This window comes from Mangrovibacter sp. MFB070 (genome assembly GCF_000705335.1).
GTDB classification, from domain to species: Bacteria; Pseudomonadota; Gammaproteobacteria; order Enterobacterales; family Enterobacteriaceae; genus Mangrovibacter; species Mangrovibacter plantisponsor.
Window position 1 is genome coordinate 1 of sequence record NZ_JJMI01000028.1, and the last position, 13,965, is coordinate 13,965.

General features: G+C 50.0%; 16 protein-coding genes. 2 read left to right on the top strand and 14 right to left on the bottom strand.

Annotated features, from left to right (window positions below):
- From DT73_RS15385 to fkpA, 9 genes are all read right to left on the bottom strand, one after another.
- On the bottom strand, window positions 1-427 hold a 427-nt coding region (locus DT73_RS15385), incomplete at its 3' end, for a GTP-binding protein (RefSeq protein ID WP_036111066.1).
- 67 nt (window positions 428-494) lie between these two features.
- Complete coding sequence (fusA, locus tag DT73_RS15390; protein ID WP_036111069.1) at window positions 495-2,609, bottom strand: elongation factor G; 2,115 nt, start codon at window positions 2,607-2,609, stop codon at window positions 495-497.
- A 98-nt stretch (window positions 2,610-2,707) separates the two neighbouring features.
- A complete protein-coding gene (gene rpsG / locus DT73_RS15395; protein ID WP_036111072.1) occupies window positions 2,708-3,178 on the bottom strand; it encodes a 30S ribosomal protein S7 in 471 nt (156 codons plus the stop codon).
- A 95-nt stretch (window positions 3,179-3,273) separates the two neighbouring features.
- Window positions 3,274-3,648, bottom strand: a complete 375-nt coding sequence (rpsL, locus tag DT73_RS15400; RefSeq protein WP_036111075.1) for a 30S ribosomal protein S12 — start codon at window positions 3,646-3,648, stop codon at window positions 3,274-3,276.
- A 125-nt stretch (window positions 3,649-3,773) separates the two neighbouring features.
- Window positions 3,774-4,061: a sulfurtransferase complex subunit TusB gene (tusB, locus tag DT73_RS15405; RefSeq protein ID WP_036111077.1), complete on the bottom strand. Its 288-nt coding sequence runs from the start codon at window positions 4,059-4,061 to the stop codon at window positions 3,774-3,776.
- 6 nt (window positions 4,062-4,067) lie between these two features.
- Complete coding sequence (tusC, locus tag DT73_RS15410; RefSeq protein ID WP_036111080.1) at window positions 4,068-4,430, bottom strand: sulfurtransferase complex subunit TusC; 363 nt, start codon at window positions 4,428-4,430, stop codon at window positions 4,068-4,070.
- Entirely contained in the window at window positions 4,430-4,816 is a 387-nt protein-coding gene (tusD, locus tag DT73_RS15415; RefSeq protein ID WP_036111082.1) for a sulfurtransferase complex subunit TusD, read from the bottom strand. The genes tusC and tusD overlap by 1 nt, the downstream gene beginning before the upstream one ends.
- Window positions 4,816-5,538, bottom strand: a complete 723-nt coding sequence (locus DT73_RS15420) for a transcriptional regulator (RefSeq protein WP_036111085.1) — start codon at window positions 5,536-5,538, stop codon at window positions 4,816-4,818. The genes tusD and DT73_RS15420 overlap by 1 nt, the downstream gene beginning before the upstream one ends.
- 202 nt (window positions 5,539-5,740) lie before the next feature.
- Window positions 5,741-6,571, bottom strand: a complete 831-nt coding sequence (gene fkpA / locus DT73_RS15425) for an FKBP-type peptidyl-prolyl cis-trans isomerase (RefSeq protein WP_036111089.1) — start codon at window positions 6,569-6,571, stop codon at window positions 5,741-5,743.
- Window positions 6,572-6,806: 235 nt separating this feature from the next.
- Here fkpA and DT73_RS15430 point away from each other — a divergent pair, with 235 nt between their 5' ends.
- Window positions 6,807-7,025: a SlyX family protein gene (locus tag DT73_RS15430; protein ID WP_036111092.1), complete on the top strand. Its 219-nt coding sequence runs from the start codon at window positions 6,807-6,809 to the stop codon at window positions 7,023-7,025.
- Window positions 7,026-7,089: 64 nt separating this feature from the next.
- Here the strand turns inward: DT73_RS15430 and slyD are convergent, their stop codons facing one another.
- From slyD to kefG, 4 genes are all read right to left on the bottom strand, one after another.
- Window positions 7,090-7,668 (bottom strand): peptidylprolyl isomerase, encoded by a 579-nt coding sequence (gene slyD / locus DT73_RS15435; RefSeq protein ID WP_036111095.1) that lies wholly within the window; start codon window positions 7,666-7,668, stop codon window positions 7,090-7,092.
- A gap of 94 nt (window positions 7,669-7,762) precedes the next feature.
- A complete protein-coding gene (locus DT73_RS15440; protein WP_036111098.1) occupies window positions 7,763-7,963 on the bottom strand; it encodes a YheV family putative zinc ribbon protein in 201 nt (66 codons plus the stop codon).
- Window positions 7,964-7,974: 11 nt separating this feature from the next.
- The gene (gene kefB / locus DT73_RS15445; protein WP_036111101.1) at window positions 7,975-9,783 is read right to left on the bottom strand and encodes a glutathione-regulated potassium-efflux system protein KefB; all 1,809 of its coding nucleotides are present in this window, start codon (window positions 9,781-9,783) and stop codon (window positions 7,975-7,977) included.
- Complete coding sequence (kefG, locus tag DT73_RS15450; RefSeq protein ID WP_110027975.1) at window positions 9,783-10,337, bottom strand: glutathione-regulated potassium-efflux system ancillary protein KefG; 555 nt, start codon at window positions 10,335-10,337, stop codon at window positions 9,783-9,785. The genes kefB and kefG overlap by 1 nt, the downstream gene beginning before the upstream one ends.
- A 121-nt stretch (window positions 10,338-10,458) precedes the next feature.
- Between kefG and DT73_RS15455 the strand changes: the two genes are divergently transcribed.
- Window positions 10,459-12,378: an ABC transporter ATP-binding protein gene (locus DT73_RS15455; protein WP_036111108.1), complete on the top strand. Its 1,920-nt coding sequence runs from the start codon at window positions 10,459-10,461 to the stop codon at window positions 12,376-12,378.
- Window positions 12,379-12,462: 84 nt separating this feature from the next.
- Here the strand turns inward: DT73_RS15455 and DT73_RS15460 are convergent, their stop codons facing one another.
- Window positions 12,463-13,956, bottom strand: coding sequence for a nicotinate phosphoribosyltransferase (locus DT73_RS15460; protein ID WP_036111112.1), 1,494 nt, complete (start codon window positions 13,954-13,956; stop codon window positions 12,463-12,465).
- Window positions 13,957-13,965 lie beyond the last annotated feature (9 nt).

The following is a 13,965-nucleotide window of genomic DNA, read 5'->3' on the forward strand; positions in this document are numbered from 1 at the left end:
CATCAACCATGTCACATTTGTTCAGGAACACGATGATGAAAGGAACGCCAACCTGACGACCCAGCAGGATGTGCTCACGAGTCTGCGGCATCGGGCCGTCAGTCGCAGCAACAACCAGGATAGCGCCGTCCATCTGAGCAGCACCAGTGATCATGTTTTTAACATAGTCGGCGTGGCCTGGGCAGTCTACGTGCGCGTAGTGGCGGGTCGGGGTATCGTATTCAACGTGAGAAGTGTTGATGGTGATACCACGTGCTTTTTCTTCCGGTGCGTTATCGATCTGGTCGAATGCGCGAGCGGAACCACCGTAGGTTTTTGCCAGAACGGTAGTGATTGCAGCAGTCAGGGTTGTTTTACCATGGTCAACGTGACCGATAGTACCGACGTTGACGTGCGGTTTTGTACGTTCAAATTTTTCTTTAGACACGGCTATATTCCTTACTATTGCGCTCCTCCCGCAGAAGGAGCGCTGGACTTTGTGTTAACCCTGAGGCTTATTTACCACGGGCTTCGATTACGGCCTGAGCGACGTTGTTCGGCGCATCATCGTACTTCAGGAACTCCATAGAGTATGAAGCACGACCTTTGGTCAGAGAACGCAGCTGAGTTGCATATCCAAACATTTCAGACAGCGGAACTTCAGCATGAATGATAACGCCAGTCGCGTTAGATTCCTGACCACGCAGCACACCACGGCGGCGGCTCAAGTCACCGATAACGTCACCAGTGTTCTCTTCAGGCGATTCAACTTCAACCTTCATGATAGGCTCAAGCAGAACAGGTTTTGCTTTCTTAAAGCCATCTTTAAAGGCCAGAGATGCCGCCAGTTTAAACGCCAGCTCGGAGGAGTCAACGTCGTGGTAAGAACCGAAGTGCAGACGCACACCGATATCCACTACCGGGTAACCAGCCAGAGGACCAGACTTCAGCTGTTCCTGAATACCTTTATCAACGGCAGGGATGTATTCGCCAGGAATTACACCACCCTTGATGTCGTTGACGAACTCATAACCTTTCGGGTTAGAGCCTGGTTCCAGCGGGTACAGGTCGATGACAACGTGACCATACTGACCACGACCACCGGACTGTTTGGCGTGTTTACCTTCGATATCTTTAACGGTCTCGCGAATCGCTTCACGGTAAGCAACCTGCGGTTTACCCACATTTGCTTCAACGTTGAATTCACGTTTCATACGGTCAACGATGATATCGAGGTGCAACTCACCCATACCAGCAATGATAGTCTGGTTAGATTCTTCATCTGTCCATACGCGGAAAGACGGGTCTTCTTTCGCCAGACGGCCCAGAGCCAGACCCATTTTTTCCTGGTCAGCTTTGGTTTTCGGTTCTACAGCGATAGAAATAACCGGTTCTGGGAACTCCATACGTTCCAGGATAATTGCATTATCCGGATCACACAGGGTGTCACCAGTGATTACGTCTTTCAGGCCGATTGCCGCAGCAATGTCACCTGCACGTACTTCTTTGATTTCTTCACGTTTGTTGGCGTGCATCTGAACGATACGACCGAAACGTTCACGTGCAGCTTTCACGGAGTTCAGTACGGTGTCACCAGAGTTAACCACACCAGAGTACACGCGGAAGAACGTCAGGTTACCAACAAACGGGTCGGTAGCGATTTTAAATGCCAGAGCAGAGAACGGCTCGTCATCACTTGCGTGACGCTCTGCCGGAGTATCTTTACCGTCATCCAGCATACCGTTGATTGCCGGTACGTCAGTCGGAGACGGCAGGTAATCAACTACCGCATCCAGCATTGCCTGAACACCTTTGTTCTTAAATGCAGAACCACAGGTAACCAGGATAATTTCGTTGCTCAGAACACGCTGACGAAGAGCGCCTTTAATCTCTTCTTCAGTCAGATCTTCACCACCCAGGTATTTTTCCATCAGCTCTTCAGATGCTTCAGCTGCGGATTCCAGCAGGTTCTGGTGCCATTCGTCAGCCAGGTCCTGCATGTCTGCCGGGATATCTTCATAAGTGAAGGTCACGCCCTGGTCTGCTTCATTCCAGTTGATAGCTTTCATTTTCACCAGGTCAACAACACCGGTGAATGCTTCTTCAGCACCAATAGCCAGCTGCAACGGAACAGGGTTAGCACCCAGACGGGTTTTAATCTGTTCAACAACTTTCAGATAGTTCGCACCCATACGGTCCATTTTGTTAACGAACGCAATGCGCGGAACTTTATATTTGTTAGCCTGACGCCAAACGGTTTCAGACTGCGGCTGAACACCACCAACTGCGCAGTAAACCATTACCGCACCGTCAAGAACACGCATGGAACGTTCTACTTCGATAGTGAAGTCAACGTGCCCTGGGGTGTCGATGATGTTGATACGGTGCGGTTCATACTGCTTCGCCATACCAGACCAGAACGCGGTAGTAGCAGCGGAAGTGATGGTGATACCACGTTCCTGCTCCTGCGCCATCCAGTCCATAGTAGCGGCGCCGTCATGAACTTCACCGATTTTGTGGTTTACACCGGTGTAGAACAGAATACGTTCGGTAGTGGTAGTTTTACCGGCGTCGATGTGTGCACTGATACCAATGTTACGGTAGCGTGCAATGGGTGTTGTACGAGCCATTTGATTCCTCTATATCCTGGGACGTTCAAGTTAAGTTACCCAGAGTGGGCGCAACAATAAAGTTATAGCGCCCACCTGGAACTAACACTAACGCGGGATTACCAGCGGTAGTGAGCGAACGCCTTGTTGGCTTCAGCCATGCGATGAACGTCTTCACGTTTTTTCACTGCAGTACCTTTGTTTTCTGCAGCATCAGACAGTTCGTTTGCAAGACGCAAAGCCATGGATTTATCACCGCGTTTACGAGCAGCTTCAACGATCCAACGCATTGCCAGAGCATTACGACGAACCGGGCGAACTTCAACTGGTACCTGATAAGTAGAACCACCAACGCGGCGAGACTTAACTTCGACAGTCGGGCGCACGTTTTCGAGAGCTACTTCGAAAGCTTCCAGTTCAGTTTTACCAGAGCGCTGAGCCAGGGTCTCCAGCGCGCTGTATACGATAGTTTCTGCAGTAGATTTTTTACCATCTACCATCAGGATATTTACAAATTTAGCCAGCAGTTCTGATCCGAACTTCGGATCCGGCAGAATTTTACGCTGACCAATGACGCGACGACGTGGCATGGAAATACTCCGTTGTTAATTCAGGATTGTCCAAAACTCTACGAGTTTAGTTTGACATTAAAATAAAACGTTTGGCCTTACTTAACGGAGATCCATTAAGCCTTAGGACGTTTAACGCCGTATTTGGAACGAGATTGCTTACGGTCTTTAACGCCGGAGCAGTCAAGCGCACCACGTACGGTGTGGTAACGAACACCCGGGAGGTCTTTAACACGACCACCACGAATCAGGATCACGGAGTGTTCCTGCAGGTTATGACCTTCACCACCGATGTAGGAAGTCACTTCGAAACCGTTAGTCAGACGAACACGGCATACTTTACGCAGTGCGGAGTTCGGTTTTTTCGGAGTGGTAGTATATACGCGAGTACATACACCACGTTTTTGCGGGCAAGCTTCCAGTGCAGGCACGTTGCTTTTAACAACTTTGCGTGCACGTGGTTTGCGTACCAGCTGGTTAACTGTTGCCATTAAATAGCTCCTGGTTTTAACTTTTGCTTCGTAAACACGTAATAAAACGGCCTCATACAATATGAGGACGCAGAATTTTAGGGCCCGGCAGAAAGGGTGTCAAGAATTATACAGTCACTATGTTATTACCAGGCCATCTGATTCTTATGTTTCACTGCCAGTATGACAAAATCATTATAGCTAACCCTGGCAATACTGGTTGATATTTGACCAGAAATTCCGCGGGCCTGCACGTCATCTTCGAGCACATAGAAAGAGGCGGGGCAAGTTTGCAACTCTGCAAAAGCCGCACTGCCTTCTATGGCTGCGTAGACGCCATCCTGCAACAGCAGAAGAGCATCGCCTTCCCGAAGGTTGCGTTTTAGCAATGGCAGGTCGATTTGGCCCGGAGAATTAAAGAGTGTATGCAGCATAGTGCCTCAGAAAGTCAGCACAACATCGTACTGTTCAAGGTGGGTGCGTAATACATCAGCAGGCTCAATTGCGGCTGGCAGTATCAATTCCACACCCTGTGGTGTAAGCCCGCAGGCCTTTAACGAATCACTGCACACCCAACAAGATGTGATGTCATAGAGCGGTAACACCTTAAATGTTGAAATGTAGTCACGCGAATAAATGACTCCTGGCTGTTGCCCTGCCAGTAATTGCAGAACACCATCCCCCATGAAGAACACCCCCGGGTCATCACTGACTGCAGAGGTTGCCAGCAATGCATCAAGCCCTTCTCGCCCGGCAGAAGAACCATGTGGTGGCTGGGTAAACACAAAAGCAATACGCTTCATCAGAACTGCACCACGCGGTCACAGGTTAATGCCGCTTCAGCTAACGCCCCCAGGCCACTCAACTGAAAACCGTCGAGTAAATTATGGCAGCCCAGACCAAGGCGAATGGCCTCTGGCTCATCAACCACACCACGCCGTAATGCCGCGGCGACACAAATATTCAGAGCAACGCCCTGTTGCAAAGCCATTTTCTGCCACGCCCGCACCAAATCGAATTCATCTGAAGCTGGAGACACCAGTTGGTTACCGTTCAGTATGCCTTCCCGATAAAAAAAGACGCTGTCCAGTACATGCCCTGAATCCAGTAGCGCATTAGCAAAACACCAGGCTGTCGTTGCCTGTTGCGTGCCATAAGCGGGTCCAGTAACCATTAAAGCAAAACGCATTACCTGTCCTGAGTCTGAAAGTCGCCACTCTTAAACTGGCGAATATATAAATAGACGGTATGTTTAGAAATATTCAGGCGGTCTGCCACCTGATTGATGGCATCTTTGATGTCGAAAATCCCTTTTTCATACAGATTAAGAACGATTTGCCGGTTCTTGGCATTGTTCGAAACTGAACGGTCTGCATTGACTTCTTCAATCGTGAATTCAAGTGTTTGCATTACCAGATCTTCAACTGAAGATGCAAAATTAACAGAAGACGATTCTTCTTGCGTCTCCGGCGGCACAAAAGTGCTCATTATCTGGGAGAACGGAACATCCAGGTTCATGTTGATGCACAACAACCCAATAACACGATGTTCCCGATTACGAATCGCAATCGTGACCGACTTCATCAGCACACCGCTTTTCGCCCGCGTAAAGTAGCAGCGAGAGACGCTACTATCTGCACCTGTCATGTCATGCAACATACGCAGAGCTAAATCTGTAATTGGTGAGCCAATTTTACGCCCGGTATGTTCGCCATTGGCAATACGCACTGCTGAGCACTTCAAATCCTGAAGAGAATGCAGAACAATTTCGCAGTGGGAACCGATGAGCATTGCCAACCCGTCAACAACAGCCTCATATGACTTAAGGATATCAAGATCTGTCTGCTCAAAAGGACGTTGATCCAGTAAATCAAGCTCACTGGTTTCGTTGGTTAGAAGCGAGTTGGACATGAAGAAACACCACCTTTTCCACGGAGTCTGTCGCGATGATGGTCATTATTATCGTAGGGCAGACTCATTCTTAATACATTGCGCAAGCCCATAAAGTAATACAGCGCAGCACGCCTGTGCCAGTTTTTATTATATCCTGGTTCCAATGAAAAACCGCCGCCTGCGTGGCGACGGTTTCAATATTGCCTGATTAATTGCCTGATTACTTGCTTGCTGCTGCGCTGGCATCGTCTGCTTTGGCGTCTGCAGCCTTGTCATCATTCTTCGGTGCTGGCTTGATATCCAGCAATTCGACATCAAACACCAGTGTAGAATTTGCCGGGATCCCCGGAACGCCTGTTTTGCCATAAGCCAGGTCTGGCGGAATAACCAGTTTAATTTTGCCGCCTTTCTTGATGTGCTTCAGCCCTTCTGTCCAGCCAGGGATTACGCCATCCAGGCGGAAAGAAAGCGGTTCACCACGAGTATAAGAGTTGTCGAACTCTTTCCCGTCAATCAGTGTACCTTTGTAGTTAACAACCACGGTGTCCGTATCTTTCGGCGCTTCACCTGAGCCTGCTTTCTCAACCAGATACATCAGGCCAGACTTAGTGGTTTTAACCCCTTTCTCTTTTGCGAAAGCCGTACGGTATGCAGTACCTTTGTCTTCATTTTCTTTCGCGTCTTTTTCCATTTTTGCCTGAGCGGCAGTTTTCACGCGGGTTTCAAACCCTTTCAGCGTTTCTTCGATTTCCTGATCAGACAGTTTGCTCTTATCAGCGAATGCATCCTGTACCCCGGCAATCAGTTGCGCTTTATCCAGCTTAATACCCAGTTTTTCCTGCTCTTTAAGGGAGTTATCCATGTAGCGGCCCAGAGATGCACCCAGCGCATATGCTGCCTGCTGGTCGTCATCTTTGAATTTTGCAGCACTCTGGTCGGCTTTTGCCGCAGCCCCTTGTTCCGCAGAGGTCGTTGCTGCAGATACCAGAGGTGTATTCAGTGCCATCGCCATGGTGGTTGCCAGCAGCGTGGCTTTAAACAGTGATTTCATCCATTATCTCCGGGCAGGGCGTCACACCCCAGGGTTAAGAAATTAAACTAACAGAGCGACGTACTATAACGTCGGGAAAGAAAGCAGCACAATCTCTAACGCGGTTATTGCGCCAAATTCTGACTTATTTTTGTGTAAATTAATGTCATAACCAGGACAGGCGGTATTTGCGCCATAATTCAAGTACAATCCCCCGCATATTGCCCTGAGCGGGCTCAAATTCCGGGAGAACCGTATGCAAAGCACAGAGACAGAAAAACGCCTGGAGGAGTTAGAAAGCCGGCTGGCATTTCAGGAATTCACTATTGAGGCTCTTAACCAGGCTGTTTCCAGCCATGAACTGGAACTTGCCAGGTTGCGTGAGCACATTCGTTTACTGGTGGAAAAACTGAAGGCAAGCCAGCCTTCAATGCTGGCATCACAGGCGGAAGAAACACCGCCGCCACACTATTAACAGAAACCGCAGAAACCAGTATTAAAAAAGGGCGCCACTGCGCCCTTTTTTGCTGCTATGTGGATTAGTGGCAACCACACCCGCCGTTACCACAACCACCTTTGCCATGTTCGTGGTCATGGCCATGACCACCACAGCAACCTTCGTGGTCGTGGTCGTGATCATGATGGTGATCATGAGCGCCATGAACGTGACCGTGAGCCAGTTCTTCTGCCGTTGCTTCACGCACAGCGACAACTTCCACATTGAATTTCAAATTCTGGCCAGCCAGCATATGGTTACCGTCAACCACAACGTGGTCATCTTCCACAGCAGTGATTTCAACCGGTACCGGGCCCTGATCGGTTTCAGCCAGGAAACGCATCCCAACTTCAAGCTCATCAACACCCATGAAAACATCTTTCGGTACGCGCTGTACCAGATTTTCATCATACTGACCGTAAGCGTCGTTTGCGCCAACGCTGACATCAAAGCGATCACCCACTTCATGGCCGTCCAGCGCATTTTCCAGGCCAGAGATCAGCGACCCATGACCGTGCAGATAGTCAAGCGGCGCGCTTACCGGAGACTCATCAACTAACACACCGTCTTCTGTACGTACCTGATAGGCCAGGCTGACCACCAGGTCTTTTGCTACTTTCATGATATCTCCTGAACGTGGGGAAAAAACTGGCGCGAATTGTAGCTGAAATTCACGCCGGTGTACCCAATAGCTTAAAGAAAGCTGACGCGTATCGCTAGTCCGGATGAAAAATCCCTATGACTTGCTCGTGTTCACGCAATTGCTCACGCGCCTGTTTATCGGCCTCACGCATCTGGTGACCACATTTCACGCAGGCAACAATATCGACATTATTTTCGCGCCACATAGCCAGTGAATCTTGCGCCTGGCACTGCGGGCACACCGCACCCGCAATAAAACGTTTACGTACAGCCATTACTCACCTTGTTATTCAAATTCGTCCCAGCCATCCAACTGATGACGCTCTCGTTGTAATTCACGCTGAAATATCTCTTCCAGTTCCCTGCGCGCTTCTTTCACCCGCGAGATTTGCGCAGTATCGGTATGCACAGGCATCAACTCACGTAACATACGCATATCCAGGCGACGAAAATGTAATTGCGCTCGCAAAGCCTGATGAGGATGCATTCCCAGCGAGATCAGCGCTTTTTTACCCAACTCCAGCGCACTGGAAAATGTTTCGCGGGAAAATTGCGTGACTCCAGCCTGTAATAGCTCATGAGCCTCAACGCGCCCCCGCGCCCGCGCCAGGATAGCTAAATGTGGAAAATGTTTCTGGCACAGGTGCACGATTTTCATCGTGTCCTCCGGCTCATTGCAGGTAATAACAATAGACTGTGCATTTTCAGCCCCTGCAGCACGTAACAACTCTGCATCCGTCGCATCACCGTAATACACCTTATAATCATATTTCCGCATGATATTAACAGCGCTGATATCACGTTCCAGAACAGTGATACGCATCTTATTCGCCATCAATAAGCGCCCGATAACCTGCCCAAACCGGCCAAAACCAACAATAATGACCTGAGGATGGTCGTCTTCAACCCAGGGGCGCTCATCACTGTCAGTTACGGGCTGGTTAAAACGGCGCACCAGCACATTATCAATCACCCGCATTAGTAGTGGTGTGGTCATCATGGAAAGTGTGACCGTCACCAATAACAAGGCCATCTGATTGCCAGCAAAAATATGCTGTGCTGACGCCGCAGAAAACAGGACAAAAGCAAACTCGCCCCCCTGGCTTAACACGCCCGCAAACTGAGCCCGCTCAGAAGAACGCAAACCTCGCCAGTGAGCCAACGCATACAGTACAGCCATTTTGATGCTGACCAGAAGTGCCACACTGACCAATATCCATAACCAGTGGGTATAAAGCACACCCAGGTTAAGCACCATGCCAACCGAAATAAAAAACAGCCCTAACAGCAACCCTTTGAAGGGTTCAATGGCACTTTCGAGCTCATGGCGGTATTCACTTTCCGCCAGCAGTATTCCCGCAATGAAAGTCCCCAGTGCCATGGAAGCACCCAGAAGGTCCATAAACAACGCAGCGCCAAGAACAAGTAGCAACGCTGCAGCAGTAAACACTTCGCGAACACCCGATGCGGCAATAATGCGAAAGACCGGGCGAAGTAAATAACGCCCGCCCACCAGCATGCCAGCAAACGCCACCACCTTAATGCCGAATTTGAACCAGTCAGGCGCCTGCCCTTCACTGCCAGCCAATAAAGGAACCAGCGCCAGCGCCGGAATAACCGCCATATCCTGAAAGAGCAAAACCGAGAAACCCAGTTGCCCTCCCTCGCTGCGTTTCATGCCTTTTTCGCGCATCAACTGCAACGCCATTGCTGTTGATGACATAGCAAGCCCGATGCCACCGATAACAGCGGCGGGCAAAGAAAAGCGGCTTAGCATCAACAAGCCACCCAGGATCACTGCACTAATCACCACCTGCAAGGTTCCGGCACCGAAGATGGAACGCCGTAACCGCCAGAGTTGTGCGGGGTTTAATTCAAGCCCTACCAAAAACATCAGGAAAACCACACCAAGTTCTGAGAAGTGCAATATCTCATCGACATCGCTAATCATCCCCAGCCCCCAGGGACCAATAGTGACCCCTGCTAACAGGTACCCCAGTACCGCACCAATACCAAGGCGGGCGGCAAGTGGCACAGCGACTACCGCCGCCAGAAGGAACACCACTCCGGCAACAAGGAGATCGGGTTGATGCATCAAATTCCTCCCTGGTGAAACGGCGAAGACAACCATTCGACATACGCCCGGGCATGGCTGGCAAGTTCATCAGCGGGTAACCGTCGGGCCCAGTAGATGACAAAGGGGTTTAACCAGTGCATCCGGCACAAAGCGGCGGTTAATTCAAACGGGCGCAAAATCTCACTCAGAGGGTAACGGTTCAACCCATCGTACCGGAACGCACCTTCCGGCTCACCAGTAGTAATCACACTGCGCCAGTATTTCCCCACCAGTGCATTTCCCCCCTGCCCGCTGGCAAACCCACGGCTTAACACGCGATCCAGCCACTCTTTGAGTAAGGCCGGGCAACTGTAAGTGTACAAAGGATGTTGAAAGACAATGATGTCATGCTCACGTAAAAGGGCCTGCTCATGCTGGATATCAATAAAAAAATCAGGATAGTGGGCATAAAGGTCATGAACGGTCACGTTAGGCAGTTGAAAAACGCCTTCCAGCAGGACCCTGTTCGCCACCGAACTGTGAAATTCAGGATGGGCGTACAACAGCAAAACCTTGGGTGGCTGCGACATCATTACCCTCCGGGGATCGTGTTGAGTGCTGTTTTGGGCTAACATGCAGCGCGGTTGGCCAAATACCGGCCCAGGTTACCTGATTATAATGACAAATTAACATAGTCTAAACATACGGCGCGCTATGATTGTTTTCTCTTCACTACAAATTCGCCGCGGCACCCGCGTGCTGCTGGACAATGCTACTGCTACTATCAACCCCGGGCAGAAAGTTGGGCTTGTGGGAAAAAATGGTTGCGGGAAATCCACGCTGTTATCACTGCTGAAAAGTGAAATCAGTGCCGATGCAGGTAGCGTGACCTGGCCTGGTAACTGGGCTATGGCCTGGGTTAACCAGGAAACACCCGCACTCCCGGAACCCGCCATTGAGTATGTCATTGATGGCGACCGCGAGTACCGCCAGCTTGAAGAGGCGTTAAAAAACGCTAATGAAGCTGATGACGGCCATGCCATTGCCACCGTACACGGGAAACTGGATGCCATTGATGCCTGGACCATTCGCGCACGCGCAGCAAGCTTATTGCACGGTCTGGGCTTCACCAATGAGCAGCTTGAACTACCAGTGAGCGATTTTTCTGGTGGTTGGCGCATGCGCCTGAACCTGGCTCAGGCACTAATTTGCCGATCAGATTTACTGCTGCTTGATGAACCCACCAACCACCTGGACCTGGAAGCGGTTGTCTGGCTGGAACGTTGGCTAAAAAGCTATACCGGCACACTAATTCTTATTTCCCATGACCGGGATTTTCTCGACCCGGTTGTTGACAAGATCCTGCACATTGAACAACAAGCGTTGTTCGAGTACACCGGTAACTATTCCTCATTTGAAGTACAGCGTGCCACTCGTCTCGCCCAGCAGCAGGCGCAATATGAAAGCCAGCAACTGCGTGTGGCGCATCTGCAAAGCTATATTGAGCGTTTTCGCGCTAAGGCTACTAAGGCAAAACAGGCTCAGAGCCGCATCAAGATGCTGGAACGCATGGAGTTAATCGCTCCGGCGCACGTTGATAACCCATTTCATTTCGAGTTTCGCGAACCCGAAAGCCTGCCAACGCCATTACTTAAAATGGAACATGTCAGCGCGGGTTATGGTGATAAGACCATTCTGCGTTCAATCAAACTCAACCTGGTTCCGGGTTCCCGTATTGGTTTACTGGGCCGAAATGGCGCCGGGAAATCGACACTGATTAAATTACTTGCTGGTGATTTGGAACCACAGCAAGGTGAAATTGGCCTGGCGAAAGGCATTAAGCTTGGTTACTTCGCCCAGCACCAACTGGAATACTTACGCGCAGATGAATCTCCGTTACAGCACCTGGCGCGAATGGCTCCCGGCGTGCTTGAACAACCGTTGCGTGATTACCTGGGCGGTTTTGGTTTCCAGGGTGATAAGGTTAATGAGCCAACACTGCGTTTCTCTGGTGGGGAAAAAGCGCGCTTAGTGCTCGCGTTAATTGTCTGGCAGCGTCCTAACCTGTTGCTGCTCGATGAACCAACCAACCACCTGGATTTGGATATGCGCCAGGCGCTGACTGAGGCCCTGATTGACTTTGAGGGCGCACTGGTCGTTGTTTCCCATGACCGCCACTTACTGCGCACTACCACCGATGACCTGTATCTGGTACACGATGGCAGCGTTGAGCCATTTGATGGGGATCTGGATGATTACCAGCAATGGTCGCTGGACCAGCACAAACAGGAAAGGCAAGAAAACAACCTGAAGGAAACGGTTAAAGATAACCAGAACAGTGCCCAGGCGCGTAAAGATCAGAAACGGCGTGAAGCAGAACTCCGTACTCAAACCCAACCTTTACGTAAAACACTCGAACGGCTGGAAAAAGAGATGGAAAAACTCAACAGCAAACTGAGTGACCTGGAAACCCGGCTTTCAGATACCGCTATCTATGATATTAGCCGTAAAGCGGACCTCACTGACTGCCTGCAACAACAGGCACAAGCGAAAGCCGCACTGGAAGAGAGTGAAATGGCCTGGCTGGATACGCAGGAACAACTCGAAAATATGCTATCTGGTGGGCAAGAGTGACCTAAAAAAACGTGCACATGAGTATAACCTCATGTGCACTGTTCTCAGGAAAGAGCGGGTGATGGCCTTGTATTCACCACTGTCTTATTGCTGAGCTGCAAGGCGCTGGCGCAGTACCTCAAGGTGTTCAACATTATACTGTTTACCATCCAGAAAGCGGGTTTTCAGTTCCCCTTCACCTTCCTGTGCTGGGGTTTGCTCATCAAAAAGGCATAACTCGCCTTGTTCATTACGCACCACTTTCAACAGCCCTCTTGCTGAGCGTTTCAGGCCGCTGTCTGTTTTCGGCTCTTTAAAGATCATGCGACCCGTTCCGTTTACCGCTCCCCAGGTGGCTTTCATCGCGAAGCCGAATGTATCACGCGTGTTGTACTGGTAGGTGTATGAACCAACGCCAAAAACAACACAGGAGCTGGCAAAACCTTTTGCTGCAAGGCGGCGTAAAATTTCATTGGCACGCTCCAGGGTAATTGAATCGCCATAAATCAGGCCGACATGGGAATCGAGCACTTTGTAACCTTTGCTGTTCACCGTGCCGCCAAAGATTTCCCACAACACTTCGACAGAACCTTTTTCCTGGGGAGTACGCGTGGCGCTTTGGTCGTCATCAGCACCTGTACCACATAAAATTTCTACCGGATCACCACTGTCCGGGCGGAAAACCACTCGGCCTTCCCGTGCCATAATGGCGGCTTTAAGTTCTCGGGTAAAAGTTGTCAGCACCTGCCAGTAATCCCAGGTGTCCGATACGATGGACACAAACCCTTGCGGGTACAAATCACAAATCAGGCGGCGAAATGTAGCAATTTCATGGTCTTTTTCACCCATGCACATCACACTGTGTTCTGTTGCCGGAATACTGCCTGCAATAAAGTAATCAGCATCATTGCCGGTATAATACTGTCGGGCATACACAACTGCCGGAATACTGTCAGTCCCTTTAAAACTCAGCAAATGCCCACACCCCGCCTGGGCAACATCCTGCATACCCGCCATCCCCCGGAAAGAGAAGTCATGGCACTGAAAATCCAGGTGAGCAAAGTCATCACAGGTTTGTTCTGCCCAGGCTGCGCATATTTTGTGGTAGTGGTGCGCAATAGTAGCGTTTGTTGATGCTTTCCACAGTTCAGCCGAGAGCACCGTTTCCAGGTAATTCACCAGCCAGAAAAATTCATTCCGGGTGTTGGTAATTGTTAATACCGGCACTTTCATCGGGATTTTATCGCCTTCGTCCAGCCCTTTAATGTGCAAGGGCAAATAACCTAAACGGTGCAATGCCCGAATATGTTCAACATCAACAGCATCTTTTCCCAGGTAACTGTCCATCAGCATTTTGTATTCACTAACCACCTGCTCTTCCGGCTGTGCGAAAAACTGGCTGTTAAACATGTCTATCAGGAACCATTTTATAAAGCCCTGCAGGCCAAAAAAGACCAGCTTGTTATCCGCGACTGGCGAACGGAAAAAACGGTCGCTGCGGGGTGTAAAATTCGAGTAAACACGTGTTGTGCCTTCAGGGTATTGCTCACGGTGTGAAACTTTATAGCCATCAATTGCCAGAATAGGGTTAATCATCATGTCCGTATC